This window comes from Zobellella sp. An-6, from assembly GCF_052487945.1.
Genome location: NZ_CP199259.1, coordinates 3,976,928 through 4,002,986 on the forward strand (window position 1 = coordinate 3,976,928; position 26,059 = coordinate 4,002,986).

At 61.9% G+C, this 26,059-nt stretch carries 22 protein-coding genes and 1 pseudogene; 12 read left to right on the top strand and 11 right to left on the bottom strand.

Annotated features, from left to right (window positions below; all coding sequences use genetic code 11):
* Positions 1 to 14: 14 nt before the first annotated feature.
* Both ACT7DK_RS18660 and ACT7DK_RS18665 read right to left on the bottom strand, forming a co-directional pair.
* Positions 15 to 1,055, bottom strand: a complete 1,041-nt coding sequence (locus tag ACT7DK_RS18660) for a homoserine dehydrogenase (protein WP_445401791.1) — start codon at positions 1,053 to 1,055, stop codon at positions 15 to 17.
* A gap of 80 nt (positions 1,056 to 1,135) precedes the next feature.
* Positions 1,136 to 2,338, bottom strand: coding sequence for a cystathionine gamma-synthase family protein (locus ACT7DK_RS18665; protein ID WP_445401793.1), 1,203 nt, complete (start codon positions 2,336 to 2,338; stop codon positions 1,136 to 1,138).
* Positions 2,339 to 2,729: 391 nt separating this feature from the next.
* On the opposite strand from ACT7DK_RS18665, the gene ACT7DK_RS18670 reads away from it, so the two are divergent.
* The 6 genes and pseudogenes from ACT7DK_RS18670 to ACT7DK_RS18695 all read left to right on the top strand — a co-directional run.
* The gene (locus tag ACT7DK_RS18670; protein WP_096780118.1) at positions 2,730 to 3,632 is read left to right on the top strand and encodes a LysR substrate-binding domain-containing protein; all 903 of its coding nucleotides are present in this window, start codon (positions 2,730 to 2,732) and stop codon (positions 3,630 to 3,632) included.
* Between the two features lie 256 nt (positions 3,633 to 3,888).
* Positions 3,889 to 6,219, top strand: a complete 2,331-nt coding sequence (locus ACT7DK_RS18675) for a Tex family protein (protein WP_445401795.1) — start codon at positions 3,889 to 3,891, stop codon at positions 6,217 to 6,219.
* Positions 6,220 to 6,614: 395 nt separating this feature from the next.
* Positions 6,615 to 7,787, top strand: coding sequence for a hypothetical protein (locus ACT7DK_RS18680; protein ID WP_445401797.1), 1,173 nt, complete (start codon positions 6,615 to 6,617; stop codon positions 7,785 to 7,787).
* Between the two features lies 1 nt (position 7,788).
* Positions 7,789 to 8,214: an STAS-like domain-containing protein gene (locus ACT7DK_RS18685; RefSeq protein ID WP_445401799.1), complete on the top strand. Its 426-nt coding sequence runs from the start codon at positions 7,789 to 7,791 to the stop codon at positions 8,212 to 8,214.
* Positions 8,214 to 8,906 carry a hypothetical protein gene (locus ACT7DK_RS18690; protein WP_445401801.1) on the top strand — a complete coding sequence of 231 codons (693 nt, stop codon included), beginning with the start codon at positions 8,214 to 8,216 and terminating at the stop codon, positions 8,904 to 8,906. The genes ACT7DK_RS18685 and ACT7DK_RS18690 overlap by 1 nt, the downstream gene beginning before the upstream one ends.
* A gap of 332 nt (positions 8,907 to 9,238) precedes the next feature.
* Positions 9,239 to 9,786, top strand: a pseudogene (locus ACT7DK_RS18695) (ISAs1 family transposase); the annotation flags it as partial.
* A 245-nt stretch (positions 9,787 to 10,031) separates the two neighbouring features.
* Here ACT7DK_RS18695 and ACT7DK_RS18700 read toward each other — a convergent pair.
* Together ACT7DK_RS18700 and ACT7DK_RS18705 are read right to left on the bottom strand one after the other, a co-directional pair.
* The gene (locus ACT7DK_RS18700; RefSeq protein ID WP_445401803.1) at positions 10,032 to 10,424 is read right to left on the bottom strand and encodes a carboxymuconolactone decarboxylase family protein; all 393 of its coding nucleotides are present in this window, start codon (positions 10,422 to 10,424) and stop codon (positions 10,032 to 10,034) included.
* A complete protein-coding gene (locus tag ACT7DK_RS18705) occupies positions 10,421 to 11,182 on the bottom strand; it encodes an SDR family NAD(P)-dependent oxidoreductase (protein WP_445401805.1) in 762 nt (253 codons plus the stop codon). Before ACT7DK_RS18705 ends, ACT7DK_RS18700 begins: the two co-directional genes overlap by 4 nt.
* A 101-nt stretch (positions 11,183 to 11,283) precedes the next feature.
* Here ACT7DK_RS18705 and ACT7DK_RS18710 point away from each other — a divergent pair, with 101 nt between their 5' ends.
* The 3 genes from ACT7DK_RS18710 to ACT7DK_RS18720 all read left to right on the top strand — a co-directional run bounded on the left by ACT7DK_RS18710 (position 11,284) and on the right by ACT7DK_RS18720 (position 14,064).
* Positions 11,284 to 12,183, top strand: a complete 900-nt coding sequence (locus ACT7DK_RS18710; protein WP_445401808.1) for a LysR family transcriptional regulator — start codon at positions 11,284 to 11,286, stop codon at positions 12,181 to 12,183.
* A gap of 872 nt (positions 12,184 to 13,055) precedes the next feature.
* Positions 13,056 to 13,541: an IS630 family transposase gene (locus ACT7DK_RS18715; protein ID WP_445395152.1), complete on the top strand. Its 486-nt coding sequence runs from the start codon at positions 13,056 to 13,058 to the stop codon at positions 13,539 to 13,541.
* A gap of 4 nt (positions 13,542 to 13,545) precedes the next feature.
* Positions 13,546 to 14,064, top strand: a complete 519-nt coding sequence (locus ACT7DK_RS18720) for an IS630 family transposase (RefSeq protein ID WP_445395154.1) — start codon at positions 13,546 to 13,548, stop codon at positions 14,062 to 14,064.
* A gap of 102 nt (positions 14,065 to 14,166) precedes the next feature.
* Here ACT7DK_RS18720 and ACT7DK_RS18725 read toward each other — a convergent pair whose 3' ends face one another.
* Complete coding sequence (locus ACT7DK_RS18725) at positions 14,167 to 14,934, bottom strand: MBL fold metallo-hydrolase (RefSeq protein ID WP_445401810.1); 768 nt, start codon at positions 14,932 to 14,934, stop codon at positions 14,167 to 14,169.
* A 53-nt stretch (positions 14,935 to 14,987) separates the two neighbouring features.
* Between ACT7DK_RS18725 and ACT7DK_RS18730 the strand changes: the two genes are divergently transcribed.
* Both ACT7DK_RS18730 and ACT7DK_RS18735 read left to right on the top strand, forming a co-directional pair.
* The gene (locus ACT7DK_RS18730) at positions 14,988 to 15,980 is read left to right on the top strand and encodes a GlxA family transcriptional regulator (RefSeq protein WP_445401812.1); all 993 of its coding nucleotides are present in this window, start codon (positions 14,988 to 14,990) and stop codon (positions 15,978 to 15,980) included.
* A gap of 384 nt (positions 15,981 to 16,364) precedes the next feature.
* On the top strand, positions 16,365 to 17,603 hold the full coding sequence (locus tag ACT7DK_RS18735; protein WP_445401814.1) for an MFS transporter: 1,239 nt from the start codon (positions 16,365 to 16,367) through the stop codon (positions 17,601 to 17,603).
* 9 nt (positions 17,604 to 17,612) lie between these two features.
* Here the strand turns inward: ACT7DK_RS18735 and ACT7DK_RS18740 are convergent, their stop codons facing one another.
* From ACT7DK_RS18740 to ACT7DK_RS18755, 4 genes are read right to left on the bottom strand one after another with little or no spacing between them, the layout of a single operon-like run.
* Entirely contained in the window at positions 17,613 to 18,719 is a 1,107-nt protein-coding gene (locus ACT7DK_RS18740; RefSeq protein ID WP_445401816.1) for an ABC transporter permease, read from the bottom strand.
* Positions 18,716 to 19,666, bottom strand: coding sequence for an ATP-binding cassette domain-containing protein (locus tag ACT7DK_RS18745; RefSeq protein ID WP_445401818.1), 951 nt, complete (start codon positions 19,664 to 19,666; stop codon positions 18,716 to 18,718). The genes ACT7DK_RS18740 and ACT7DK_RS18745 overlap by 4 nt, the downstream gene beginning before the upstream one ends.
* A complete protein-coding gene (locus ACT7DK_RS18750) occupies positions 19,656 to 20,609 on the bottom strand; it encodes an HlyD family efflux transporter periplasmic adaptor subunit (RefSeq protein WP_445401820.1) in 954 nt (317 codons plus the stop codon). The genes ACT7DK_RS18745 and ACT7DK_RS18750 overlap by 11 nt, the downstream gene beginning before the upstream one ends.
* Entirely contained in the window at positions 20,606 to 21,259 is a 654-nt protein-coding gene (locus tag ACT7DK_RS18755) for a TetR/AcrR family transcriptional regulator (RefSeq protein WP_445401822.1), read from the bottom strand. The genes ACT7DK_RS18750 and ACT7DK_RS18755 overlap by 4 nt, the downstream gene beginning before the upstream one ends.
* A 218-nt stretch (positions 21,260 to 21,477) precedes the next feature.
* Between ACT7DK_RS18755 and ACT7DK_RS18760 the strand changes: the two genes are divergently transcribed.
* Entirely contained in the window at positions 21,478 to 22,560 is a 1,083-nt protein-coding gene (locus tag ACT7DK_RS18760) for an ADP-ribosylglycohydrolase family protein (protein WP_445401824.1), read from the top strand.
* A 324-nt stretch (positions 22,561 to 22,884) separates the two neighbouring features.
* Here the strand turns inward: ACT7DK_RS18760 and ACT7DK_RS18765 are convergent, their stop codons facing one another.
* Positions 22,885 to 23,619, bottom strand: coding sequence for an endonuclease/exonuclease/phosphatase family protein (locus tag ACT7DK_RS18765; RefSeq protein WP_445401826.1), 735 nt, complete (start codon positions 23,617 to 23,619; stop codon positions 22,885 to 22,887).
* A gap of 111 nt (positions 23,620 to 23,730) precedes the next feature.
* On the bottom strand, positions 23,731 to 26,016 hold the full coding sequence (locus ACT7DK_RS18770) for a heavy metal translocating P-type ATPase (RefSeq protein WP_445401828.1): 2,286 nt from the start codon (positions 26,014 to 26,016) through the stop codon (positions 23,731 to 23,733).
* Positions 26,017 to 26,059: the final 43 nt, after the last annotated feature.

Genomic DNA, 26,059 nt, shown 5'->3' on the forward strand with positions numbered 1-26,059 from the left:
GGTCTTTTAATGGTTCAGATTTGATGGCGATGAATATTGATAAGATCGATCAGGATGGAATATCCCGTTTCTGTTTTTCCGGCACCGGGCCCGATCAGGGTGATGGGGCCGGCCAGGTCGCATTCATAGGTGATGGCATTCAGCGCCCCGCCAACGCCGGCCAGCGGATCGCTGAGCGGAATGGCAACCGGCCCCACACTGGCCTGGACACTGCCGCCCTCGCGCCGGCACCTGGCCAGCAGCTTCCAGATTTTGCCTTCGCGTGACGCCCGGGCAATATCCTCCGGTGAAATATCACGGATACCCCGGCAGGGAATGTCTTCCCGCTTGAGGGGGATGCCCATTACCACATTGGCGAGGATGGCCGTTTTGTACTGGGCGTCGTACCCTTCCACATCATTGGTCGGGTCCGCCTCGGCATAGCCTTTTGCCTGGGCCTCGGCCAGGGCTGCGTCGTAGCCGACCCCTTCGGCCATGCGGGTCAGCATAAAGTTGGTGGTGCCGTTCAAAATGCCCCTGACTTCGCTGATGTCATTGCCGGACAGCGCGACCAGCGGCATACGCAAGGCCGGCGTTCCGCTCATTACCGTGCCTTCAAAGCCCCAGCGCACGCCGTGCGCCTCCGCCATCCGCGCGAGGCTTTCATAGGCGAGCGATACCGGCCCCTTGTTGCTCATCACGACATTTTTCTTGCATTCAAACGCCAGGCGGCAATGGTCGATGGCCGGCTGGCCCGTTTTTCCATCCGTATAGGTCAGCTCGACCACGGTGTCGGCATTGCTCTCCCTGATAGTGTCGAAGCTGTCCCAACCACGGATCAGGCCCGGCTCGTCGGGGTAGCTGTCGAGGGAGCCGGTGGTGCGAACGGCCTTCAGCAGCTCGGGAATATTGAGCCCGTGCGGGTGATAGAGAGAGCCCTTCATCAGGTCCGATACCGCGACGATGCGGGCGTCGAACCCCAGCCCTTCGCGCAGCGAGGCGGCCTTGTCATGCAGTATCTCGGCGAGCCCTTGCCCAACGACACCGAAGCCCAGTATTGCAACGTTATGCGCCATAAATCGTCCTTGCTTTATTGAGAGTGGAACAGGGTCACATGGCTGCGACTGGCGCCAACCATGCGACATATTGAATATCCTTAAAGGGATTGCCGCAGCTGGTCGAACGCCTGCTTCAGATCCGCCAGCAGGTCGTCGGTGTCTTCAATCCCCACCGAGATGCGCACCAGGCCTTCGGAGATGCCCAGGGCCAGCCGCTCCTCCAGCGTGTTTTCCACATGGCTGGTGGTTCTTGCCGGGCCGTATATGGTTTCCACCGCGCCGAGGTTGCCGGCCCGGTTGGCATAGACCAGTTTTGGCAGGAGTATCCTGACCGCGTCCATGCCGTGCCTGAGGACAAAACTGACGATGCCGCCGTATCCCTTCATCTGGCGTGCGGCGATGTCATGACCCGGGTGCTCCGGCAACCCCGGATAGTTGACCTGCTCGACCAGCGGCTCGCCTTGCAGATAACGCGCCAGGGCCATGGCACTGGCTTCCTGCTGGCGCACCCGCAGCTTGAGCGTTTTCATGCCGCGGATGATCAGGTAGGCGGAGAAGGCGTCGAGGGAGGAGCCGTTGATTTCCCGGTAGTGCGCCACCCGCTGCATGAGCTCGCCGGAGCCGCACACCACGCCGCCCATCACATCCGCATGGCCGCTCAGGAACTTGGTGGCGCTGTGCAGCACGATATCCACCCCCAGCGCCAGGGGATTCTGATTGAGTGGCGTGGCGAAGGTGTTGTCGATGATCACCAGGGCGCCGGCCGCCTTGCCGGCACGGGCCAGCCGCTCGATATCCAGGATCTTCAGGGTGGGGTTGGTCGGCGTTTCCAGGTAGAGCACCGCACAGCCTTCGGCGATTTCGCGTTCCAGCAGGGCCATGTCTTCCGTGGGGCAGAGCCGCACCTCCACCCCCATGCCCGGGAGAAACTCGTCGAAAATCTTGTTGGTGCCGCCGTAGGTGTCCTTGACGGACACCACCCGGTCACCGGGGCGCAGGAAGGTGTACAGCGTGCTGCTGATCGCGGCCATTCCGGTTGCAAAGGCAACGGCATTGTCGGCGCCTTCGAGCACGCAGATTTTTTCTTCCAGGGCGCGCACCGTGGGGTTGCTCATGCGGCTGTAGATATGCCCCGGCTTCTCACCCATGGCGACGTCATACCACTCGTCGATATCGTCATACTGAAAGGCGGCGCTGAGCATGATGGGCACCTGGGTGGCGTTATGGGCAAGCGCGGCTTTTTCTCCGGCCCACACCACCTTGGTACCCGCGCCGGCGTTTTTGTAATCGGCATTGTTCATGGATGCTGTTCCTTTTTACTATTGAATCATTACCCTGCAACGGGGCTCCCGCGCCGTCGGCAGAGGCCGTTGCATTAGCAAACCGCTGGCAACCGGCCAGGGTCACCGCTGTCGTCCACCCTCGGTTCGGGGGCGGAATTGATACCCTGTCGGTATAACCGGCACCAGAAACATGCATTTATGTCCCGTTTTCATTGGCATCTGTTTCTTTCAGCCGGTTTCCTGTAGCCTTGCTGCCAAGGATGACCGAAACGAAATAAATCCGAAAACGAATAAAAAACGGCCTTAGGGGTCGTTTTACTAATGGGTTACCCCGGCGGCAGCCCTGCCGTTTACGGATGACAACAAGCCCTCACTGGAAGAGTGTTGAGATGCAAGCGGAATGGCACTTATGAAAAACAAGGCACTGCCCCCCCTGAACTGGCTGCGCTCCTTTGAAGCGGCGGCCAGGCTGCTCAGCTTTACCCAGGCGGCCAACGAGCTGCATATGACGCAGGGCGCCATCAGCCAGCAGATCAAAAGCCTGGAAGCGCAGCTGAACACCCCGCTGTTCAAACGGCAGGCCCGCAGCATAGAGCTGACGGAAGAAGGCCTGGCCTATCTGCCGATTGTGCACGGCGCCATCCAGAAGCTGATGATCGCCACCAACGAGATCTTTGGTGAAGGGCACCGCAAGCAGGTCAAGATCCGGGGCAGCATGGCGTTTTTCAGCTACTGGCTGAATGCGCGCCGGCTGACCTCCTTTCAGGCGGAGCACCCGGACATCAACCTGCAACTGAACACGGATATCTGGCTGCGGCAGGAGGAGATGGCGGGAGACCTGGAAATCCGCTGGGGCAAGGGACAGTGGACGGGCGTGAATGTCGAAAGGCTCAGCCGGGATACCCTCTTTCCGGTCTGCTCTCCGGCGCTGCTGGCCAGGCAGCCGCTGCGGCAGGTGGACGACCTGCGTCATCATGAACTGCTGCATGTGATGGGCTACGAGGAAGGCTGGGGAGAATGGCTGCAGTTTGCCGAGGCGACGCGCGTCAACCCCTCCGAAGGCATGCAGTTCGACACCTACGCCTGCGTGCTGCACCTGGTGGAATCCGGCTTTGGCGTGGCCCTGGGCAGGCTGTCGCTGGTGGAAGACCAGCTGAGGGATGGCACCCTGATAGCCCCCTTCGGCCAGCGGCTGCCCAGCAGCGAGGACTTCTACCTGGTGTACCCGCAGGAAGGCTTTTCCAACCCTTATGCCAGGCGCTTCGCCGACTGGCTGCTCAGGAACACCAGCGGCCGCTCATTGCCGCCCTAGCCCGCGGACAGCGGGCGTCCGATGCGGCCGGGCCGGACCAGCCCAGCGGATGCCGAAACCCCGAACATGGTTTTAATGACCCGCCATCGCTTGTAGAGTACGGCACATGTTTCCGGGAACCTCTGGAAAGTGCCGGCTTGTCGTTGTCGACTCAAGCGATGGCCAGGTGGACGACGAGGTGCGGGTGAACACCCCCTCGGGCGTCAGGGAGTGGTACATCAACCACATTAGATACAGCCCCTTCGAAGACTGAATTATGACCAATATCAACCAATTACTGGCGCAGGAACTGGGCGTGGCCCAGGCCCAGGTCAACGCCGCCGTGGCCCTGCTGGACGAAGGCGCCACCGTGCCCTTTATTGCCCGTTACCGCAAGGAAGTGACCGGCGGCCTGGACGACACCCAGCTGCGCAACCTGGACAGCCGCCTCGGCTACCTGCGCGAGCTGGAAGACAGGCGCGCCGTTATCCTCAAGTCCGTCGACGAACAGGGCAAGCTCACCGAGGCGCTTAAGGCCGAGCTGCTGGCCGCCGACACCAAGACCCGGCTGGAAGATCTCTACCTGCCCTACAAGCCCAAGCGCCGCACCAAGGGGCAAATTGCCATCGAGGCCGGGCTGGAACCCCTGGCCGACGCCCTGTTCCAGGACCCGGGCCAGGATCCGCAGCGGCTGGCCGAGGGTTATATCAAGGCCGATGCCGGGGTAGCCGATGCCAAGGCGGCGCTGGACGGCGCCAAATACATACTGATGGAGCGCTTCGCCGAGCAGGCGGATCTGCTGGAGGCGGTGCGCCGCCATATGTGGCAGCACGCCCTGCTGCAGGCGCGGGTGATCGCCGGCCAGGAGCAAGGCGGCGCCAAGTTCAAGGACTACTTCGAGCACCAGGAGCCCATAAGCCGGGTACCCTCCCACCGGCTGCTGGCCATGCTGCGCGGCCGCAACGAAGGGGTACTGAGCTTAAGCCTGGTGGTAGAAACCGAGGCCGACAGCCACCCCTGCGAGGGCATTATTGCCCGCTTTGTGGGCTGGCAGAACCAGGGCCGCGCCGCCGACCAATGGCTTGCCGGGGTGATCAGCTGGACCTGGCGGGTGAAGCTCTCGCTGCAGATGGAAACCGAGCTGCTGGGCCAGGCCCGGGAGCAGGCGGAGGAAGAAGCCATACGGGTGTTTGCCCTCAACCTCAAGGATCTGCTGATGGCCGCCCCCGCCGGCGCCCGGGTAACCATGGGCCTGGATCCGGGCATCCGCACCGGGGTCAAGGTGGTGGTGGTGGACGGCACCGGCAAGCTGCTGGAGCAGGCCACCGTCTATCCCTTTGAGCCGCACAAGAAGGTGGAGCAGAGCCTGCGCACCCTGGGCGAGCTGTGCCGCCGCCACCAGGTGAGCCTGGTGAGCATTGGCAACGGCACCGCCTCCCGCGAGACCGAGCGGCTGGTGGAGCAGCTGATGAAGCAGGCGCCCGAGCTCAAGCTGCAGAAGGTGGTGGTGAGCGAGGCCGGCGCCTCGGTCTATTCCGCCTCGGAGCTGGCCGCCAACGAGTTTCCGGATCTGGACGTGTCCCTGCGCGGCGCGGTGAGCATCGCCCGCCGGCTGCAGGATCCCCTGGCCGAGCTGGTGAAGATCGATCCCAAGAGCATCGGCGTGGGCCAGTACCAGCACGATGTGTCCCAGACCCAGCTGGCGCGCAAGCTGGAAGCGGTGGTGGAAGACTGCGTGAACGCCGTGGGGGTGGACGTGAACATGGCCTCGGCGCCGCTGCTGGCGCGGGTGTCGGGCCTGACCCCGGCCCTGGCCCAGAACATAGTGGCCTTTCGCGACGAGCAGGGCGCCTTTGCCGAGCGCAAGCAGCTGCTGAAGGTGCCGCGCCTGGGGCCCAAGGCCTTCGAGCAGTGCGCCGGCTTCTTGCGCATCCGCGAGGGCAAGAACCCGCTCGACGCCTCCGCCGTGCACCCCGAGGCCTACCCGGTGGTGGAGCGCATCCTGGCCAGGCTGCAACAGCCGGTGAACGGCCTTATCGGCAACAGCGGCCTGCTCAAGACCCTGGACGCCCGCGACTACACCGACGAGCACTTCGGCCTGCCCACGGTGCAGGACATATTGAAGGAGCTGGACAAGCCGGGCCGGGATCCGCGCCCCGAGTTCAAGACCGCCCGCTTTATGGACGGGGTGGAAAAGCCCGCCGACCTGATCCCCGACATGGTGCTCGAAGGGGTGGTGACCAACGTTACCAACTTCGGCGCCTTTGTCGACATTGGCGTGCACCAGGACGGCCTGGTGCATATCTCGGCCCTGACCGACCGCTTTATCAAGGATCCGCGGGAGGTGGTAAAGGCCGGCGATATCGTCAAGGTGAAGGTGCTGGAGGTGGACCTGCAGCGCAACCGCATCGCCCTGACCATGCGCCTGGAGCAGAGCGCCGCCGACCAGGCCGCAGGCAAGCCGCGCCGGGATGAACGCAACCAGGGCAACCGGGGAACCGGCGGCAACAAGAGCCAGAGCGGCAACCGCCCCGCCCGCCGCGAGCAGCCCGCTCCCCAGGGCGCCATGGGCGCCGCCCTGGCCGCCGCCCTGCAGAAGAAAAAGTAATAAAAAGGCCCGGGGCAACCCGGGCCATTACAGCATATCGCCCCGGCAGGCCTCTTTCAGATGTCTCCCCCGCGAAGGCGGGGGTCCAGGCCCAGTCCAGCACCCGGCAGGCTTCTTCAGACGTCTCCCCCGCGAAGGCGGGGGTCCATAAACCGGGGCACAGTCCCAACGGCCACATACTTCAACCCACACGTAAACCGGTCATTTATCAACCAATCATCACCCCAAACCAACAAAAAACGCACCACCGGCTAGACCCTATTCACACCTGCCGCTAAGCTGCTTTCTACAGCATGTGGGGCGCTGCAACCCAAGGGCGGTAGCGTACTTTTCTTAGATTATTAAAAATAAGAAACATAAGTTACAAAAATTAATTTTTCACGGAAGAACTAGAAATGAAGAAATTAACATCAGAACAAAGAATTTTGGATGTAAAAAGGAGTCTACGTTTACGACTTAAAAAAAAGTTGACTAATAAGCCTGCCATCATAGAAAATCAGAGAAATGAATGGCGCGCAGTAAATGATTGGATAGATAAAGAAATAAGTAATGGGCTAGAAGTAGAGACGCGCCATCAGGACAAAAAAGGTATAATTATCAACCTCCCAGAAAGGCTAGATTTCTACAAGAATTACGATCGAACAGTGCAATACATGACAGCAATAAGGAAACTTGTTGGAGTCATAAATAAATACAAGTCACTATCGATACCAAAAAAAGCCTATAAGATAAAAAGAGTTAACTTCGATAATGTTAGAGAAATATCGACATCAGCAGCTCTTGTACTTACTGCTGAAATGTCAAGATGGGATAGCTCTATAAGAAAAAGGCTTCGACCAGAGGTTGATGGTTGGGACAAAAAAATATATTCACAACTTACACAACTTGGATTTTTTGATTTATTTGAGAACAAACCAAGCAAAATGCCACCAGCAGAGAATCAGCACCAAACCAACCCCTCTCTTAACTTTGTAAAATACATAAAGGGAGTATGTGGAGACGCATCAAAAACAAGAGCACTAAAGGATAGAGTGCAAGAAATAATTGGAGAAGAAGTTAAAAAGTGGACTTTTCTAAGAAGCGGGCTAGATGAAGCAATAACAAACGTATCTCACCATGCATATCCTCAAAACCATCCTAAAAAAGATAAAAACTGGTATTTAACCGGCTCTTATGACAAAGAAAGAAAAGAAATGAAAATTGCTTTCTTTGATCAAGGTGCTGGAATACCTAACACTTTACAGTCTTCTGAAATATGGGAAAAGGTTTTGAGCTTTCTTTCACGAATGGGACTAAGCAAAGCAGAGAACAAATTACATTCAACACTCCTTAAAGCTGCAGTAGAAGTAGAAAGGACAAGAACTGGAGAATCTGACAGAGGAAAAGGCCTACAGGACTTACTTGAATTTATAAAACAAAGAGGTAATGGGTATTTATCTATATTAAGCTATAATGGCCTATATAAGTTCTCTACAAAAGACGGAAGGGAAACAATAAAGTCAGAGAGTTTCGATAGACCTATTTGCGGTACACTTATAATATGGTGCGTCACCTTAAACGGTAATTAATATGAAAAGAGAATTTTCAATAGGAAAGCATTTCTCAAAGGATCCAATTGGCAGGTATTATACCGATGGCGATGGTAGCGGTGAGGAGTTTCGAGAAGATCATTTAAAGATGATTCTATTAAGACTAGGTGATAATGACACCTTGGAAATCCACCTTGATGATGGTGTTGAAGGATATGGATCTTCTTTTCTTGTGGAAGGTTTTGCTCGCCTGGTTACTTATGGTTACTTCACTAGCGATGAGTTACTCAAAAAGCTCTCTTTTACTTATTCTGATAATGATTTTAAATTTTATGAACAAAAAATCAGAGAATACATATCAGAAGCAAAATACAACAGCAAAAAATACGTGAGCACAAAGAGCGCCGCTAAAAATAGTGGGGTATACAAAGAAAGCATATCCACTGACTATATAGAGAAGTTCTAATGTCTGAGAATGTATCAAGCACTAGTAACATCACTTTCCCTCCGCATATCAACTTTAATATCAAAGGAGGTCCATCACCATTATCGCGAGGACAAGAAGAGTTTAACTGGGAGCTTAAAAATAACACTACGAGCTCAGAGGAAGCCGACATAAACAATATTGTTGAGCTTCCATCCGGCCTGACAGAACACATAGAAAAAGCAGTAGATGCAATATCAACCATACCAGATGGTTCATACTCATTGGCAGTAATAAGTGGAATCACGGCCGCAATGTCTGCTTTTTTGTTCAATCACTTCAATTGGAAGTATATAAAAAAAGTAAACCGCCTTGCTCACTTTTCAAACATATGCATAAAAATGTTAACCAACTTTGAAGAAGCATCATTAAGCTACTGGCTCACAGACAAGAATAACTCCAACCAAAAGGAAATGGAAAAACTAGAAATCCACATAAACTCAACATTCAAAATGTTATCAGGAAACATAGATGAATTTTGCTCATCTCTCAATAAAAAACACAAAAGTGATGAGAAGAAGATAAAAAACATACGTAGCGAAATATTCGACATCGCCACAGGTGGCGACTTCCAAAGCGCCACAAGAGACAATTCAAAGCCAGTTGCAATAAAAATAACATCTCTATGTTGTCAAGCAAAATCAACACTATACAAACACTCTCAGATAGTTTAACCCTCATCAAACAATAGCAAGTCATCATCTGAAATCTTCATTCTTTTACTCTTGATAAATCAAACAGCAGTCAAAAACAAAAAACATCAGTCCAGAACCACGCTCTGGATCTCACCCGCTTTAACGGACACACCTCGATAACGTAGCAGGGCAAGATCATGAAAAAGCCTTATGGGACAAGGCTTTCAGCGGGTTAAAAATTTAAACACTAACAGCCATGTTGTACAGCGGAGCGCACACTTTTTGAAGAAAAATCTCGATGGGGAAGGATCGCTTTGACGATCAATATCAGCTGTGATCATATGCTGTCTTTTCAACGACAGATGATCGCCATGAACGGACTCGGCCTCTTGCAGCACCTCTCCATCATCAGTGACCCACGCCAGCAATGGAAGGTGGAGCACAAGCTCTCGGACATCCTCTTTCTCACCATCGTGGCCGTCATTGGCGGCGCCGAAGGGTGGGAGGAAATCGAGGATTTCGGTGTCGATCACCTCGACTGGCTGCGCCAGTATGGCGACTTCGAGAACGAGGTGCCGGTGCACGATACCCTCGCCCGGGTGATGGGCATGCTCTCGGCCACGCAGCTGCATAAAGCGCTTTGCCGCCTGGATGAAAGACTGCCATGAGGCCACCGCAGGCGAAGTGATTGCCCTCGACGGCAAAACCCTGCGGCGCAGTTACGACAAGGGGCGCCGACAGGGCGCCATCCACCTGATTGGCGGCGTTCAGCGCCACCAATCAGGTGGTGCTGGGCCAGGTAAAAACCGATGCCAAATCCAGTGAGATCACCGCCATTCCGGAACTGCTGGAGTTGCTGAGCATTCGTGGTTGCCTGGTGACCCTCGATGCCATGGGCTGCCAGCGGGCCATCGCCCAGAATTACCGTCTTTTGGCAGTCCGCCGGTACGCCCCGGCCAACCGAACAAGTGGGTATCGAGCAAAGTACAGTATAGATGCCACCTCCGTGCACTTCTCCAGGACGCTATGCGCACGCTGCAGCTGGCCGCGACCGCGGCCAGCCTGCGCGCGATGATCGCCGACCCTGGCCAGGCCGATGCCTATGCCCGGGTGTTGAACGAGATCCGCAGTCTGGTCTGAGCGCAGGCGCAACGCGCTTGTCTGTTATCGTTCGCCGTCATCATGCGACCCAAATACCTCCAGTGCGCTGTTCAGTGCGTTGATCGCTGCCGGCAGACCGCCGTAAAGCGCCATCTGCCAGATCACTTCGGCGATCTCCCGCCGGCTCAGTCCCGCCTTTAGGCCCGCCGCAATATTGATCTGCAGTTGCGGTCGCGTCTGGCCGCCCTGCGCGGTCAGTGCGGCAATCGTCGCCAGGTAGCGGTCGCGAAGAGACAGCCCCGGACGTGCATACTGTTGCCCGTAGACGAAATCGACGGTGCTTTGCGCCATGCCGGGCAGCAGGTGCCCATAGCGGGCTTCGAGCGTCGCTTCCATGCCGGGATTGAACTGCTCGGACAGGGCGCGGCCGGTCTCCAGCGTGTCGTGATTTTTCACCGCAGTGCGCCTCCTATGGTGTAGCCGCCATCCACATTCACTTCCTGACCGGTGACGAAGGCCGCATCGTCCGATAGCAGCCAGGCGACGGTGCCGGAAATGTCCTGCGGCGTGCCGTTACGGCCGAGCGGCGAGTGTGATGCCAGCCGTGCCGCAAGCTCGGGGGCCAGGGCCTTCTCCGCCATCGGCGTCAGGATGATGCCCGGATTGATCGCGTTGACGCGGATGTTGCGGGGGCCCAACTCCACGGCCAGGGTACGCATCATCGGCAGCAGTGCGCCTTTCGTGGCCGCGTATGCCCCGGTTCCCGGCATAACGCCAACCGCGGTCCAGGATGCATTGATCAAGATGGCGCCGCCATCGAGCAGCGGCAGGCAGTGGCGCAGGGTCTGGAAAGTGCCGACGAGGTTCGTCTGCAGCAGCTGCGCGAACGCCGATGCATCGGTTTCCGCGAGCGGCGCAAAGTCGCCGAGCGCGCCGGCATTGGCGAAAATGCCATCGAGGCGACCGTACCCGGCTTCGATCCGTTCGACCATCGACTCTACCGAGGCCCGGTCGCCGATGTCGCAGGCGATCGGCAACGCCTGTCCCCCCGCGGCCTCGAGCTCGGCCGCAAGGGTTTCGAGCGGCTCAGTTCGCCGCCCGACCAGTACCAGGCGGGCGCCTTCCCGGGCCAGGCGTTGCGCCGCCGCTTTCCCGATGCCGGTGCCGGCCCCGGTTATCAGTATGACCTTGTTATTGAACCGCAAATCACGCATTGCAAACCTCCTGCTGATGTCTTGTTGCGGCTCATTGTAATTTCATTCATCTGGTTGATAATTGGCGTTATCGTTTAATTACTTTAAAGAAACACTTTGAAATGGATCTGTTTCGTTCCATGCAGGCCTTCGTGGCGACGGTACAGTCAGGGTCAATGAGTGCGGCGGCGAACGAGCTCGGTCTCTCCTCCGCCATGGTGGGCCAGCATATCGCTGCGTTGGAAAAACGGCTGGGGCTGCGCCTGCTCAATCGAACCACGCGCAGCCAGAGCCTGACCGACTTCGGCGCAAGCTATTTCCAGCAGTGCCGGGATATTCTCGAGCGTGTCGCGGCGACGGAAGAGGGGGCGCAGGCGCTACAGGCCAAGCCCCGTGGCCGCCTGCGCATCACCGCCCCGGTGACGTTTGGCACGGAGATCCTGGCGCCCGCGCTCGGCGCCTATCGGCAACTCGCGCCCGACGTGACCCTGGAAGTCAGTTTGACGGATAGAAACGTCGACCTGGTCGAGGAGGGGGTCGATATCGCCTTCAGGATCGGCTCGCTGAGCGACAACCGGATGATCGCCCGCCCGCTGGCGCCCTATCGCATGATGGTCTGTGCCTCGCCGAACTACCTCGCCGCCAGGGGTGTGCCGCGGCACCCGTCCGAACTCGCCGCCCATGATGCCATCGCCTTCACGCAAACCCGCGGGACCTGGAAATTCGACAGGGGCGACGAGCGGCTGGAGGTCGTCCCGTCCCCCGTGCTGACGATCAATAGCGGTCAGGCGATGCGCAAAGCGGCCTGTGCCGGGCTGGGGGTGATCATGCAGCCCGCGATGATGCTCGAGCGCGATGTTGCGTCCGGCGCCCTGGTACAGCTGCTGCCGGAATGGCGTTTGCCAGAACGGCCGATGTCGCTGCTCTATTATCGCGACCGGCAGATGACGCCGCGTTTGCGCAGTTTTATTGCCTTTGCGACCGAGGCATTTTCGGATTCTGCCAAGGGGGATGCGCCTTAGCGTTGCAAGGAGAGGTGCAACAAGGCGGGGAGCATATTGAGGAAAGGCGGCCAATGCCGTTTGCAGGTTTGCCCGCTGCCAGACACGTTCGAACCGATCATGGCTCAACACCGAGGCAAATCATTGCCGGGCGGCATTCGTGTATTCAAGCCTGACAGGGCTCCTCCCGCCTCTCCCCCCCCCACAGATGTCACGAATCTGTTCCCGCAGCCAGCGGTGTGCTTCATCACCGTCCATGCGCGGGTGCCAGAGCATCGACACGCTGATTTCCGGCGCCGGAAAGGGTAACGCAAAGCTGAACAGGCCGGCGGCAAGCCGCGCCGGGATGAGCGCAACCAGGGCAACCGGGGAAGCGGCGGCAACAAGAGCCAACCCGGCAACCGCCCGCCCCGCCGCGAGCAGCCCACCCCCCAGGGCGCCATGGGCGCCGCATTGGCCGCCGCTCTGCAGAAGAAAAAGTAACAAAAAGGCCCGGGGCACCCCGGGCCATTACGGCATATCGCCCCCGTGAAGGCGGGGGTCCATAAACCGGGGCACAGTTCAGCGCATCGCGATGCCGGTTACCCAAGCGGTGTCCACCTTATCATCCTTGGGGGGCTTCACCGCGCCATCCCTGGCGCGGAGGGTCTGCTTATTAACCCGGCGGCAGTTTCGATCAGTCCTCAGCCCAGTAACCACGCGGTTTTCAGGGCTGTGGTGGCAGATGTAAACTGCCACCATGTTAATAGCAGCACCTGCTCACTGTCTTGATTGATCTACTATTCGGAACAGCTATTTAGGCTATGAATCTCCGATACAGTACGAAAAACCACTTACTGACATAGTTCTCAGGTTTTAATAAAATATTCGCTCGGATTTTGAGCGAGTGAGACATGATGAAACCGACGGGAGCGGCTAAGGAATATCGTCGAGTGCTGGCGGTGCAATGGGCCGATGAGGGCGTTAAACAATCGGTTATCGCCGAACGACTTGGGGTGACCCAAGGCTGTGTCAGCCAGTGGGTCAAGCGGGCCCATCAAGGTGGAAAAGAGGCGCTGAAAACCAAACCTTTTCCTGGCCATCCACCCAAACTGCCAGACGCCGCTGTCCCGCTGATCCTGAAAGCATTGGAAGAGTTGGGCCCAGAAGGCTTTGGCTATGAAGATCAGCGCTGGACGACACAGCGGATCGCCGATGCCATTGCTACTCTGACAAAGATCCAGTACAGCCAGTCACACATGAGCAAGTTGCTGCGACGCTGGGGATGGTCCTGGCAGAAACCCAAACGCCGTGACATTCGGCGTGATGAGACCGCCATTACCCATTGGCAGCAGCAGATCTGGCCGGCGTTAAAAAAAACAGGCGAAGGAACAGGATGAAACCTTGGTATTCATTGATGAGTCCAGCTTTCACCTGTGCTCGCATCATGCCAAGACCTTCGCGCCGGTAGGACAGACGCCGGTTGTAAAAGGCAAGCGAGGGCAAACACCTCGCTTTATGGTCACGGGCGCCGTTTCTCCCGAAGGACGAACGTATTTTAGCTGGACGACCGAGCATGTGACCGGTGAGACCGTGGTCGAGTTTTTGAAGAAACTGCTTCGTTACTGGCCTGGTAAGCTACGGGTCATCTGGGATAACGCTCCCGTGCATAGAAGCAAGGCCGTTAAATCCTGGTTATCGATGCCTGAGGTTCAGCAGCGTTTGTCGCTGGAAGCGTTGCCACCGTACGCCCCGGAGCTGAACCCGGCAGAAGCGCTATGGAGTTGGCTCAAACGGCAACGTGCGAACCTGGCCTTCAAAGACGGCTTGGCCTTACGGCAATGGTTGGAGCAGAAAACGAAGTGGCTAAAACGGCAGTGCCGTTTTGTAACGAAATTGATGAAGGCTTCGCCAATATATTAATCAGTAATAATTAGGTCAGTAACAGCAATGTGTGTCCGTTTTATCGAGTGAACATCAACTGCGGTGCCGAACGAAGCCTGCAGCTGCACCGTTGCTCGGCCGCTATAACGCTATGGTTTCTCCATCACTAGGCACCAGTAAACGCTCTTTGAGGTTATACTTGCTTCTTAAAGCTATCAATTGCTGACGAGTAACTGGGCAGTGATCCAGTGCCTCAAGATGATTGGCAATAATCATACCGGTGCTGATAGCGCTGACTGCCAAGACGTCCTCCAGTCCCATAATAATTTCGTCGCCAAGGTCGAAGCGAGCACCGCCGGCTGGCAGCAAGCAAATATCCGGTTGTTGCGTGTGAATGAAGTCCTTGATTTGATTTGTCAAAATAGTATCCCCCGCAAGGTAGAGTGAAGGCTCGTCTGGGAATTTCAGTAAATAACCGTGTCCGTGGGCCATGAAAGTACCAATGAGGCCGGTGCCATGGGTGCAGGGAACCGGTGTTAACTGGCCATTGAGGAAGGGTTGGTGACCTAGCTCAAGGGGCTGCACCATGAGGCCTTTCTTGCGCAAAAAGTCTGCATCCGTTGGCATGCTGAAGACCGGTATGTTGCGTTCCCTGAGCCATTTGCTTCCGACCCTGTCAAGGTGATCAAAATGACCTTTTTGGCAGTGGGTAATGAGGGCATGGGTGACCGTTGAGAGCAGAGCATCGCTGTTATCCGGCAAATCAACCAGCGGGTTGCGTCGTCGAGTGCGGGTGGCATATTTCAGGGCTGGAATAGTCCCTTTTCCTGCCAGCATGGGGTCTACCAGAATGCGATATTCCCCCGTGCTAATGAGTATGGTTGCGTTACGCAACTGAGTGATTTTCATAACCGTCTCCTTTGAACGAGACAGCATTGTGTTGATTTTAGCTTGTCGCTACTATGGCGTTAATTGACATAATTAGTGCAAATAACGCCACTGGTGTTGATGGAAAAGATATGAAGATTGGCTTAGTAGTGTACCCCGACTGTTTACCTGCAGGCCTGTTGGCATTCTCGGATTTACTGCTCGCGGCTAACTTACGTGTTGGGCGTCGAGCTTTCTCTTTTTGTTGGCTGAGCGAGGACGGTGGCCAAGTAGCGATTACCAATGGTTTAACATTACAAACAGAAGAGATTGCGGATGCCAATATTGACGCGATACTCATACCCGGGGCTTGGCGGGATCGGGAAACTGCTATTAGCGACGCTGATCAGGGCTTAATTAATGCACTCAAAAGCATGCCTCAGAGCACCAGATTTTGGGGGTATTGTACGGGGGTTATTTTGCTGGCCTGCACCGGACGCCTGGACAACACGCCTGCGACAACTACCTGGTGGTTGCGTGAACTGAGCGGCGAGAAGTTTCCAGCGGTACAATGGCGGCCTCATGAAACCATAGTGTATTCCAAAACCTATGCCACGGCTTCCGGAGTAAACGGTTACTTACCATTAGCATTGGCTGTGATTGCCGCAGAGTGTGGCGCACCTGTGGTGGAAGACATTCGGCGGCATATGGTACTGCCTCGCCCCGAGGGACGGCAAACACCCTTGCAGGATGTGTCAATATTGATTCAACGCGGGGGCTGGTTACGCAGCCTGATTCAACATATTGAAGCGACGCCCGCGACTGAGCTTGATACCGCAAGGTTAGCTACTGCTATGAATACTTCGCCGCGAACTCTGCAACGCCGGGCGCTTGAAAAAAGTGGCTATTCATGCGGAAAGTTGATGCGTTTGGTAAAAATGAATCAAGTCGGAGAGCAGTTGATCAGTACCGAGCGCTCGGTCGCGATGATTGCTCATGAGTTGGGGTTTACTGACGAAGCTAGCTTAAGACGGTCATTTCGACAAGTCTCTGGCATGACACTGGGGCAATATCGTAAAGGGTTGTGAGGCCCGGCCATCCCCTCATATGAGCTAGAGCTGGTGCGGCCTGGCGGGTAGACTACCCGCTTTTGAACCAAACACAGCGACGTCACCATCCATGATCACCAGCGCTTCCATCTCCGAATACCTCAACGACATCTTCGACCAGGGTATGCATACCAAGCGTATCCTCTCATTGGCCAATGCCAGTATCCGTCCATAAAAACGCCTCATCACCTTGGTGGCGGCCTGCAATCGCGACCAGAATAGAGAAGATCGTTTAAACAGGCGGCCCAAGCGGCCGGTGACGCCGACACCGAGCGGGGTCGGATGACCCTCCCCGGCCGACACCCAACGGTAAAGGAGGCGTGCGATGATCGGCCCCACCCCCTATTCGAGGATCCCCACCCCATGACCACCCTTACCCTTAAAAACCGTGCCGCCTGGTCCTGGGCGCTGTACGACTGGGCCAACTCCACCTTCGCCACCACGGTGCTGGCCGGCTTTTTCCCGGTGCTGTTCAAGCAGTACTGGGCCGGGGAGATGGCGGCTGCCCAAAGCACCTTCTGGCTGGGGCTGTTCAGCTCGGCGGCCAGCCTCCTGGTGATGCTGATGTCCCCCTGGCTGGGGGCGGTGGCCGACCGGCAGGGCGCCAAAAAGCGCCTGCTGCTGCTGTTCACCCTGATCGGGGTGCTGCCCACCCTGGGGCTGTTCTGGGCCGGCGAGGGTCAGTGGCTGCTGGCGGCGCTGCTGTTCGCCGCCGCCAGCGTCGGCTTTTTCGGCGGCCTCACCTTCTACGACGCCCTGCTGGTGGACGTGGCCGCCCCGGCAGAGAGCGACCGGGTCTCGGCCTGGGGCTATGCCCTGGGCTACCTGGGCGGCGGCCTGCTGTTCGCGCTCAACGTGGTGATGGCCACCAAACCGGAATGGTTCGGCCTGGCCTCGGCCACCCAGGCGGTGAAGGTCTCCTTCGTGATGGTGGCGGCCTGGTGGACGCTGTTCGCCCTGCCGCTGTTCTTCTGGGTGAAGGAGCGGCCCGCCAGCGACGGCACCGACACCAGCTTCGCCGCCCTGCTGGCCATACTGCGCCGGGCGATCAAGACCCCCGGGGTGCTGACCTTCCTCATCGCCTACTGGCTCTATATCGACGGGGTACACACCATCATCCGCATGGCGGTGGACTTCGGCATGGCCCTGGGCTTTGCCAGCAACAGCCTGATCGTCGCCCTGCTGCTGGTGCAGTTTGTCGCCTTTCCCGCCGCCGTGGCCTTCGGCTACCTGGGCGAGCGCATCGGCACCCGGCTGGCCATCTACCTGGGGCTGCTGGTCTATGCGCTGGTCACCGCCGGCGGCTACGCCATGCAGACCGAGGGCCAGTTCTTCCTGCTGGCCGGGGCCATCGGCCTGGTGCAGGGCGGGGTGCAGGCGCTGTCCCGCTCCTTTTATTCCCGGCTGATCCCCGCCGATCAGGCCGGCGCCTATTTCGGCCTGTTCAACATGATCGGCAAGTTCGCGGCGGTGCTGGGCCCCCTGCTGGTGGGGGTGGTGGCGCTGGTCACCGGCAGCAACCGGCTGTCCATCCTCAGCCTGCTGGTGCTGTTCGTGCTCGGCGCCGCGTTGCTGGCCCGGGTGCGCGAGCCCGGCCGCTGAGCGGCCGGCTCAGTCGAGCCGCTTGCGGAAGCGGGCGATCGCCAGGGTCATCATCAGCGCAATAAAGCCGAGCAGCGCCAGCACCTCCGGCCACAGCTCGGCCAGCCCCGCCCCGCGCAGCATAATGCCGCGGATCAGCCGCAAAAAGTGGGTCAGCGGCAGGGCTTCGGCAATCCACTGGGCCGGCCGGGGCATGCCGTCGAACGGAAACATAAAGCCGGACAGCAGGATCGACGGCAGGAAGATGAAAAAGGTCATCTGCATGGCCTGGAACTGCGACTGGGCGCGGGTGGAAATCAGCAGGCCCATGCTCAGGTTGGCCAGGATCAGCAGCGTGCTGGCCCAGTATACGTCCAGCACGCTGCCGCGGATGGGCACCGCGAACAGCAGCAGGCCGAGCAGCAGCACCAGGCTGGTCTGCACCAGGCCGATCAGCCCGTAGGGCAGCACCTTGCCGATCATCAGCTCGGCGCGGCCGAGCGGGGTGGCGATCAGCAGCTCCATGTTGCCGCGCTCCCGCTCGCGCACTATGCCCACGGCGGTGAACATCACCATGGTCATGGTCAGGATGATGCCGATAAGCCCGGGCACTATGTTGATGGCGGACACCCGCTGCGGGTTGTAAAAACTCACCACGCCGATGGGCGCCGCGGGCAGAGGCACCGACGACGAAGGCGTCCCCTCGGCCCGCCGGGCCAGCGGCAGCTGCGCCAGCTGCAGCGCCGCGCTCTGCACCACGGTGTCGCTGCCGTCCACCAGCACCTGCACCGCCTCTTCCCCCCGGGCCAGGCGTCGCTCAAAGTCGGCCGGGATCGCCACCCCCACGCGGATCTCGCCCCGGCGCAGCAGCCGCATCAGCTCCCCGGCGCCGTTCGCCTCGGCCACCGGCGCTATCACCCCGGTGGCAATCATGTCCATCGCCAGCTGGCGCGACTGGCTGGTCCGCGCCTCGTCGGCGATGGCCGCCGGCAGGTGGCGCAGGTTCAGGTTGATGGCGTAGCCGAACAGGATCAGCTGCAGCAGGGGAATGCCGACGATCATCGCCAGGGTGATGCGGTCGCGGCGGATCTGGCGCAGTTCCTTCAGCACCACCGCCCACAGCCGGCGCCCGTTCACGGCGCCGCCCCGCCCGCCGGGCCGCCGTCGCGGCGGGTCACCGCCACAAAAACGTCTTCCAGGTTCGGCCGGGTCGGCCGCACCTGGGCCGCCAGCCCCGTCAGCGCCTGCCCGATACGGGCCGCCTCCCCGCTCCCCTGCTCCCGCACCAGCACCCGCAGGCTGTTGCCGATCTGGGCCGCGCTCAGCACCCCCGGCAGCGCCAGCAGCCGCTGCTTCGCCTGCCGCGGCTGCGCGCAGCGCACCTCCAGGGTGCGGCCGCTCAGGGCGCCGGTCAGCGCCGCCGGGCTGTCGTCCGCCACCAGCCGGCCGCGATCCAGGATCGCCAGCCGGTGGCAGCGCTCCGCCTCGTCCATGTAGTGGGTCGACACCAGTATGGTGGTGCCCCCGTCCGCCAGCTCGAACAGCGTCTCCCAGAAATCCCGCCGCGACTCCGGATCCACCGCGCTGGTGGGCTCGTCCAGGAACAGCAGCTCCGGCCGGTGGATCACCGCCCCCGCCAGCGCCAGCCGCTGTTTCTGGCCGCCGCTCAGGGCGCCCGCCAGCTGCCCGGCCCGGTCGGAAAAACGATATTCCCGCAGCAGTTCGTCCACCCGCCGGGCGCCGGCTCGCCGGGGCAGGCCCTGGATGGCGGCGAGAAACTCCAGGTTCTCGCGCACGGTGAGATCGGCAAACAGGGAAAAATGCTGGGTCATGTAGCCGATGCGCCGGCGCAGCGCCTCGGCCTGTTCGGGAATGCGCAGCCCCAGTACCTCGATCCGGCCGGCGGAAGGGGTCAGCAGGCCGCACAGCATGCGGATGCTGGTGGACTTGCCGGAGCCGTTGGGGCCGAGAAAGCCGTACACCTGCCCCCGCGCCACCCCGAGGTCCATTCCGTCCACCGCGCGCAGGCCGCCGAAGTCTTTGCTCATCCCGCTGGCGCGGATGGCCAGGGCGTCATCGGGCATCGGCGGCCTCCTCGAAGATCACGCTCAGGGGCAGGCCGGCGGGCAGCCCGGCGGCGTCCTCGCCCAGCTGGATCTCCGCCAGGTAGCTGAGCCGCGCCGCGTCCTCGCCGGTCAGCGCGTAATAGGGCGTGAAGCCGGGCTCGCCGCGGATCATGCGCACCCGCCCGTACAACACCGCCGCCACCCCCTGCACCACCACCCGGGCGGCGTCCCCCACTCCTATGCCCGGGCGCAGGGGTGCGGGCACATACACCCGGGCATAGGGGCTGTCGCCCACCAGCAGGGTCGCCAGCGGGCCGCCCACCGGCGCCTCGTCGCCCGCCTCGAAGGGCAGGCTGTCCACCCATCCTGCCCGGGGCGCCCGCAGGGTCAGTTTCTGCAGCTGCAGCAACAGCGCCTCGGCCTCGCCCCGCGCCTGGGCCAGGGCCGCCTCCGCCTGGGCCAGCTGCTCGGGGCGGGTGCCCCGCTGCAACTCCAGCAGGGCCGCCTGGGCCGCCTCCGCCCGGGCCCCGGCGCTTTCCGCCGCCGCCCTGGCGGCGTCGCTGTCGGCGCGGGACACATGGCCGTTCTGCTCCAGGGCGCGCAGGCGTCGATACTGGGCCTCGGTTTCCCGCTCCTCGGCGCGGGCGGCGGCCAGGCCGGCCCGGGCCACCGCTATGGTTTCCGGCCTGGGGCCGGCGCGCAGCTCCGCCAGCAGCTGCCGCCGCCGCTGCATCTCGGCCTCGGCGGCGGCCCAGCGGGCCCGGGCCAGGCCGTCGTCCAGCTGCACCAGGATCTGCCCCGGCATCACCCGCTCGCCTTCCCGCACCGCCAGCCGGGTGACGGGCTCCGCCGCCGGGGCCGGCAGGGTGATGCGATCCCATTCCAGGGTGCCGAGCACCCGGTCCGGCTCGGGCCCGCAGCCGGCCAGCAGCAATACCGCCGCCAGCAGCAGGGCCCTCATGGTTTCAGCTCCAGTCCCCGCAGCAACAGCGCCCGGGTGTGTTGCTGCAGATCCCGCCGGGTCACGTCGTCCGCCCCCAGCATCTGGCGCCACACCGGGGCCCCGGCCGCGGGAAACAGGGTCAGGCCGATCAGCGACACCAGCAGCAGGCGGGGATCCAGCGCCGGGTTGAGCCGGCCGTCCCGCTGCGCACGGGCGAAGCGCTCGGTCAGGGTGGTGGCGAAGGCCTGCCCCACCTGCTCGATCAGCACCTCGCGCAGGGCACCGCCCTCGCACAGCACCTCGCGCACCCACAGCGCCGGCCACCAGGGGTGCTCGGCAATGGCGTCGTCCAGGGCGTCGGTAAAGGCGATGATAAAATCATCCATGCCTTCCCCGGCATCCTGCAGTTGCTGCTGGATGCCCCGCAGCAGCGGCAGCACCCGTTCCTCGATCACCGCCCGCTGCAACTGGTCGCGGCCGCCGAAGTAGTAGTGCAGCAACGCCGGGGTCACCCTCGCCTCGCCGGCGATGGCCTTGAGCGAGGTGGCGGCGACCCCTTCCCGGCAATAACAGGCCAGGGCCGCATCGATCAGCGCGGGGCGCTGCTCGGCGGCGTCGCGGCCGGGCCGGCCGGGGTGGCGTTTTTTATCCGTGGTTCGGCGTGTCATCGGTTCGTCTCTGTGGGGGCCTGCAATAAATTTAATTAAATACTTAATTAATTACAAGGTCACCGTCTTGCGGCTTGCGCGGCCAGGGCCAGCCCGCAAACCGCCCGGCGGGATCCCGCCTCCCTTCGTGGCGGCCGACGCGGCGGCTGCCAAGGCGGCCCAAAATCCCCCGCCATGGCATATAGTGAGAGCAGGTCCGTCATCATGAGGAAGAGAACATGACTCCCCTGCAGGATCGCGCCGCCGGCGCCGTCATGGGCGCCTTTATCGGCGAAGCCCTGGGCGTGGGCCCGCACTGGTATTACGATCTCGACCAGCTGCGCCGGGACCACGGCGACTGGATCGACGGCTACACCACGCCCAGGCCCGGCCGCTACCACGAGGGGCTGCAGGCCGGGGAACTCTCCCAGGCGGGCCTGCTGCTCAAGCTGACCCTGGCCTCCCTGGTGGACTGCGGCGACTACGACGAGGCCGACTTCTGCTGGCGGCTGGACCAGGACTTCTTTCCCCTGCTCGACGGCACGCCCCACGCCGGCCCCGGCGGCTACACCAGCCAGTCGATACGCGATACCTGGCACAAGCGAGTGGAAGAAGGCCACCCCTGGGGCCGCTGCGGCGGCTACGCCGACACCACCGAGGCGATAGAGCGCACCCTGGCCATCGCCGTGCGCCACGCCCGCTCGCCGCGCCGGCTGGCCGAGGCGGTGGCCGCCAATACGGTACTCACCCAGATAGACAACAACCTGGTGGCGATGACGGTGGCCTTCGGTGCCGTCACCGGCCTGCTGGTGCAGGGACACCGGCTGGACCCGGCCCTCTCCGGCAAGCTGATGGCGCTGGTCAGGGCCGACGAGCTGCCCTTTCATGCCGTCACCGGCGAGCAGCTGCAACCGCCGCCGCCCCATGCCCCCGAGCCGCCCCGGGCCGGCCGCTTCGCCTCGCCGGACGCCCTGCTCACCCCCTCCTGCGTGGCCAGGGCAGCCGAGGATCCCGCCATCCGCATCGAGCCGGCCTGGAAGGTCTCGCTGGTGTACGGCATGCCCTGCGCCATCTACCACCTGCTGCCCGCCACCTACTACCTGGCCGCCCGCTTCCACGACGACTTCGAGGCCGCCGTGCTGCACGCCATCAACGGCGGCGGCCAGAACCAGGCCCGCGCCATGCTCACCGGCACCCTGGTGGGCGCCCAGGTGGGGCTGTCCGGCATTCCCCAGCGCTTTATCGACGGGCTGGCCGAGGCCGACGAATTGCTGGCGCTGTCCCGGCAACTGGCGGAGCAACTGGCAGCGGAGTCGCCCTGACGCCCCATGACGGCGCCTGGCTCAGGTACGGGGCAGGCGCCCCCGCTGTGCGTTGCCACCACCCCGCCGGGTCATGGCCAGGCCGTCGCCACGAGATCCCCGCCGTCACCCCTGCAATACCCGCCGTCACTCCCGCGAAGGCGGGGGGCCATCAAACCCAGCCAGGAGCAAAACCTGTGCTGGCCGCTTCTGGATGCCCGCCTTCGCGGGCATGACGGGAGTGGGTATCACTACCGCGAAGGCGGGAGCCCATCAAACCCAGCCAGGAGCAAGACCTGTGCCGCCCTGGATGCCCGCCTTCGCGGGCATGACTCCGTTTGGTCCTCACACCGAAAAGCGGGCGTAGATGGGATTATGGTCGGAGACCATGTCGGTATCGATGGCGGTGGCCGAGTGCAGCCTCAGATCCCGGTAGAAGATAAAGTCCAGCGGCTGGCGGAAGTAGTGTTTGATATGGTGCGGGTCTTCCATCACCGCCTGCCGCAGGCCGGTGGCCCGGCAGAACTCGGCCAGGTAGTGGCGGCGCTGCCGGCTCCAGACGTTGAAGTCGCCGGCCACGATCAGCGGCCCCCGGTGGAGCAACAGCTCCCGCTTGAGCTGATCCATCTCAAGGTGGAACAGGCCGTGGTGCACGAAGTTGATGGCGTGGATATTGGCCACCAGCAGCTGCTCGCCCCCGGCCAGGGGATGGCGGGTGAGGATCAGGCTCTTGTGGGTGGCGAAGCGCAGCTCCCGGGTGCGGCTGAGCAGGGCGGTCACTTCGTCGAAGGCGCACTGGCCGGCGGTGAGCACCCCGAACAGGTGCGCCGGGGTCTGGATATTGGGCGACACCGCATAGGACCAGCCCTCCAGCTGCCACCGGCCGTGCAGCGCCAGCTTGGCCTCCTGCAGCAGCAGCAGGCTGGTGGGAAAGCGCTGCATCAGCCGCGCCAGGCACAGGCGGAAATCGGGGTTCAGGGTCAGCTTCTGGGCGTTCCAGCACAGCACCCCCAGGCCGTCACGGGGCAGCGGCTGGTGCTGGTGGGCAAGTTGATGGGGCATGATACGGGGGCGAAGCATAGGGGTCTGTCCTGGAGCAGCCAAAATCCGATCTACAGCTTAGCATCACCGGCCTCCCCACCGTCACGCCCCTCTGCCGCGCCATCACGGCCGGGAAAGCGCGCGCCGGGCTTATTCGGCCAGGTTGTGATACAGCTCTTCTTCCTGGGCAAAGTGCAGGCGCAGTATGGTGTCGAGGGCGTACAGGGCACGCTGCAGCTCGGGCAGGGCGGGCGACGCCAGCTCCGGTGCCTCGAGCGCCGCGGTCAGGCGCTCCAGCCCCTGCACCGCCTTGTAGATTTCCCGGTGAGTGTGGCTCATGGTCGCCATGGGATCGTCGCCCCCGATCAGGCGGGCGACCTGTGGATACAGCTCGGCATCGTCGTGCCGTTCGTGGGGCAGAATCTCCTGGCGCAGGGCCGCGAGCAGCCGCTGCAGGCCGGCCAGCAACTGTTCCGCTGGCAGCTCCGCCGCCCGCTCGGCCAGCCGGGTGATCTGCTCCAGCACCGGGAGCATGGCGGCGTGCTCTTCCCGCAGCTGCCGGACCTGGGCCTCCGACAGGCGCGCCTTCAAGGGCTGGCGCTCCAGCCCCAGCACGCGCAGGGCGTTGAGGATAGCCGCGACGTCTATCCCTTCCTGCAACAGGGCGCCGGCCAGGGGCGGCAGGTAGCCCAGCGCCGCGACCACCATGGCGGCCATGGACAGCCCCAGCCCCAGGGTCACGCTTTGCAGTGCGATGGCCCTGGCCCGCTGCGCAATGCGCAGGGCAAAGGCCAGCCGGTCCAGCCGGTCCACCAGCAGCACCACCTGTGCCGCCTCGGCGGCGGCCGCCGCACCGCGCGCGCCCATGGCGATCCCCACGTCGGCCGCCGCCAGGGCCGGGGCATCGTTGACCCCATCGCCCACCATCAGGGTCACGCCATGTTCACAGGAGGCGGCAATGGCGGCCAGTTTCGCCGAGGGGGTCTGCTCGGCCAGCACCTCGTCCACCCCCAGCACGCCGCCAATGGTTTCCGCCACCTCGCGCCGGTCCCCGGTCAGCATGACGCTGCGCCGGATACCGGCCAGCCGCAGCAGCCGCAGGGCCCGCGGGGTGTCGAGCCGGATCTCGTCCGCCATCTGCAGGGCCCCGGCCAGGCGGCCGTCGACCGCGACATAGACAGCGCCGCTCCCCTCATGGCCGCCGCGCCTTGCCAGCCGTTCCACCCAGGGCGGGTAAGGCTCCGGGCCGGCGGCATAATCGAGACTGCCCACCCGCACCCGGCGGCCGTCGATCATGCCGCAGATACCGCTGCCGGCCTGTTCGCTCACCGCCGAGGGCAGCGACAGCTCGAGGTTCCGCTCCCGGGCCGCCTGCACCACGGCCCGGGCCACCGCATGGTCGGACATCTGATCCAGCGACGCGGCGAGCCGGAGCACCGCCTCGCCGTCGGCCCCCGGCGCGCCGGCCACCGCCACCAGGCGGGCGCGTCCGCCGGTCAGGGTGCCGGTCTTGTCGAAGAACAGGGTCTCGGCCCGCGCCAGCTTCTCGATGGCGCCGCCGTGCTTGATCAGCACGCCGTGGCTGGCACAGCGTGACATGGCACTCACTATCGCCACCGGCACCGCCAGGATCAGGGGGCAGGGAGTGGCCACCACCACCACCGCCAGCGCCCGCACGGGATCGCCGGACCAGGCCCAGGCCGCTCCCGCCAGCGCCAGTGCCAGGGGCACGAACAGCAGCGCATAGCGATCGGCCAGGCGCATGGCCGGCGCCCTCGACTCGCGGGCGGACTGCACCAGCCGGACGATGGCGCTCAGCGCGCTGTCCTCGGCGGCATGCGTCGCCAGCATGTCGAAGGGCGCGCCGGCATTGACGCAGCCGCTTTGCAGGCGCTGGCCCGCCCCGCAATCCACGGGCAAGGACTCGCCGGTCAGGGTGGCGGCGTCCAGCACCGCCTGCTCCGACAGCAGGCTGCCATCCACCGGCACCGTCTCCCCGGTGCGCACCAGCAGGCGGTCGCCCGGTTCGACCGAGGCCAGCGCCACCTGTTCTATGGCCTGGCCCTGGTAGCGGTTGGCGTGGCGCGGCACCTTTGCAAGCAGTGCCGACATCTCGCGCCCCGCCCGCCGTTCGGCGTAGTCCTCGAGCGTACGGCCGCTGCCCAGCATCAGAGCGATGACCCCGGCCGTCAGGTATTCCCCCAGGGCGAGGGCGCCGCCGATGGAAAACAGGGCGAGCAGATCGACCCCCGCCTGCCTGCGCGCCATGGCCCGCACTATGTCGACGAGGGTCAGCAGGAATACGCCGGCCGAGGCCCCCAGCCACAGCCCGCGCGCCGGCGCCGGCAGGCCGCCGAGCCAGAGCAGGCCGCCGCCCAGCAGGGCGGCGGCGGTGGCCCCCGTCAGCAGCAGGTTGACGTAATAGCGGTGAACCATGGCGGCACCATGAAAAAGCGGCATACCCCAAGCTTAGCCCGCC

What these genes read in the sequence shown, in the direction of transcription:
- ACT7DK_RS18675 (WP_445401795.1), top strand. Translation starts at nt 3,889, where the DNA reads ATGACCAATATCAACCAATTACTGGCGCAGGAACTGGGCGTGGCCCAG.
- ACT7DK_RS18705 (WP_445401805.1), bottom strand. Translation starts at nt 11,182, where the DNA reads ATGCGTGATTTGCGGTTCAATAACAAGGTCATACTGATAACCGGGGCC.
- ACT7DK_RS18750 (WP_445401820.1), bottom strand. Translation starts at nt 20,609, where the DNA reads ATGAGGGCCCTGCTGCTGGCGGCGGTATTGCTGCTGGCCGGCTGCGGG.
- ACT7DK_RS18755 (WP_445401822.1), bottom strand. Translation starts at nt 21,259, where the DNA reads ATGACACGCCGAACCACGGATAAAAAACGCCACCCCGGCCGGCCCGGC.
- ACT7DK_RS18765 (WP_445401826.1), bottom strand. Translation starts at nt 23,619, where the DNA reads ATGCTTCGCCCCCGTATCATGCCCCATCAACTTGCCCACCAGCACCAG.
- ACT7DK_RS18745 (WP_445401818.1), bottom strand. Translation starts at nt 19,666, where the DNA reads ATGCCCGATGACGCCCTGGCCATCCGCGCCAGCGGGATGAGCAAAGAC.
- ACT7DK_RS18690 (WP_445401801.1), top strand. Translation starts at nt 8,214, where the DNA reads ATGTCTGAGAATGTATCAAGCACTAGTAACATCACTTTCCCTCCGCAT.
- ACT7DK_RS18710 (WP_445401808.1), top strand. Translation starts at nt 11,284, where the DNA reads ATGGATCTGTTTCGTTCCATGCAGGCCTTCGTGGCGACGGTACAGTCA.
- ACT7DK_RS18735 (WP_445401814.1), top strand. Translation starts at nt 16,365, where the DNA reads ATGACCACCCTTACCCTTAAAAACCGTGCCGCCTGGTCCTGGGCGCTG.
- ACT7DK_RS18760 (WP_445401824.1), top strand. Translation starts at nt 21,478, where the DNA reads ATGACTCCCCTGCAGGATCGCGCCGCCGGCGCCGTCATGGGCGCCTTT.
- ACT7DK_RS18665 (WP_445401793.1), bottom strand. Translation starts at nt 2,338, where the DNA reads ATGAACAATGCCGATTACAAAAACGCCGGCGCGGGTACCAAGGTGGTG.
- ACT7DK_RS18670 (WP_096780118.1), top strand. Translation starts at nt 2,730, where the DNA reads ATGAAAAACAAGGCACTGCCCCCCCTGAACTGGCTGCGCTCCTTTGAA.
- ACT7DK_RS18730 (WP_445401812.1), top strand. Translation starts at nt 14,988, where the DNA reads ATGGCGTTAATTGACATAATTAGTGCAAATAACGCCACTGGTGTTGAT.
- ACT7DK_RS18660 (WP_445401791.1), bottom strand. Translation starts at nt 1,055, where the DNA reads ATGGCGCATAACGTTGCAATACTGGGCTTCGGTGTCGTTGGGCAAGGG.
- ACT7DK_RS18770 (WP_445401828.1), bottom strand. Translation starts at nt 26,016, where the DNA reads ATGGTTCACCGCTATTACGTCAACCTGCTGCTGACGGGGGCCACCGCC.
- ACT7DK_RS18680 (WP_445401797.1), top strand. Translation starts at nt 6,615, where the DNA reads ATGAAGAAATTAACATCAGAACAAAGAATTTTGGATGTAAAAAGGAGT.
- ACT7DK_RS18715 (WP_445395152.1), top strand. Translation starts at nt 13,056, where the DNA reads ATGATGAAACCGACGGGAGCGGCTAAGGAATATCGTCGAGTGCTGGCG.
- ACT7DK_RS18725 (WP_445401810.1), bottom strand. Translation starts at nt 14,934, where the DNA reads ATGAAAATCACTCAGTTGCGTAACGCAACCATACTCATTAGCACGGGG.
- ACT7DK_RS18685 (WP_445401799.1), top strand. Translation starts at nt 7,789, where the DNA reads ATGAAAAGAGAATTTTCAATAGGAAAGCATTTCTCAAAGGATCCAATT.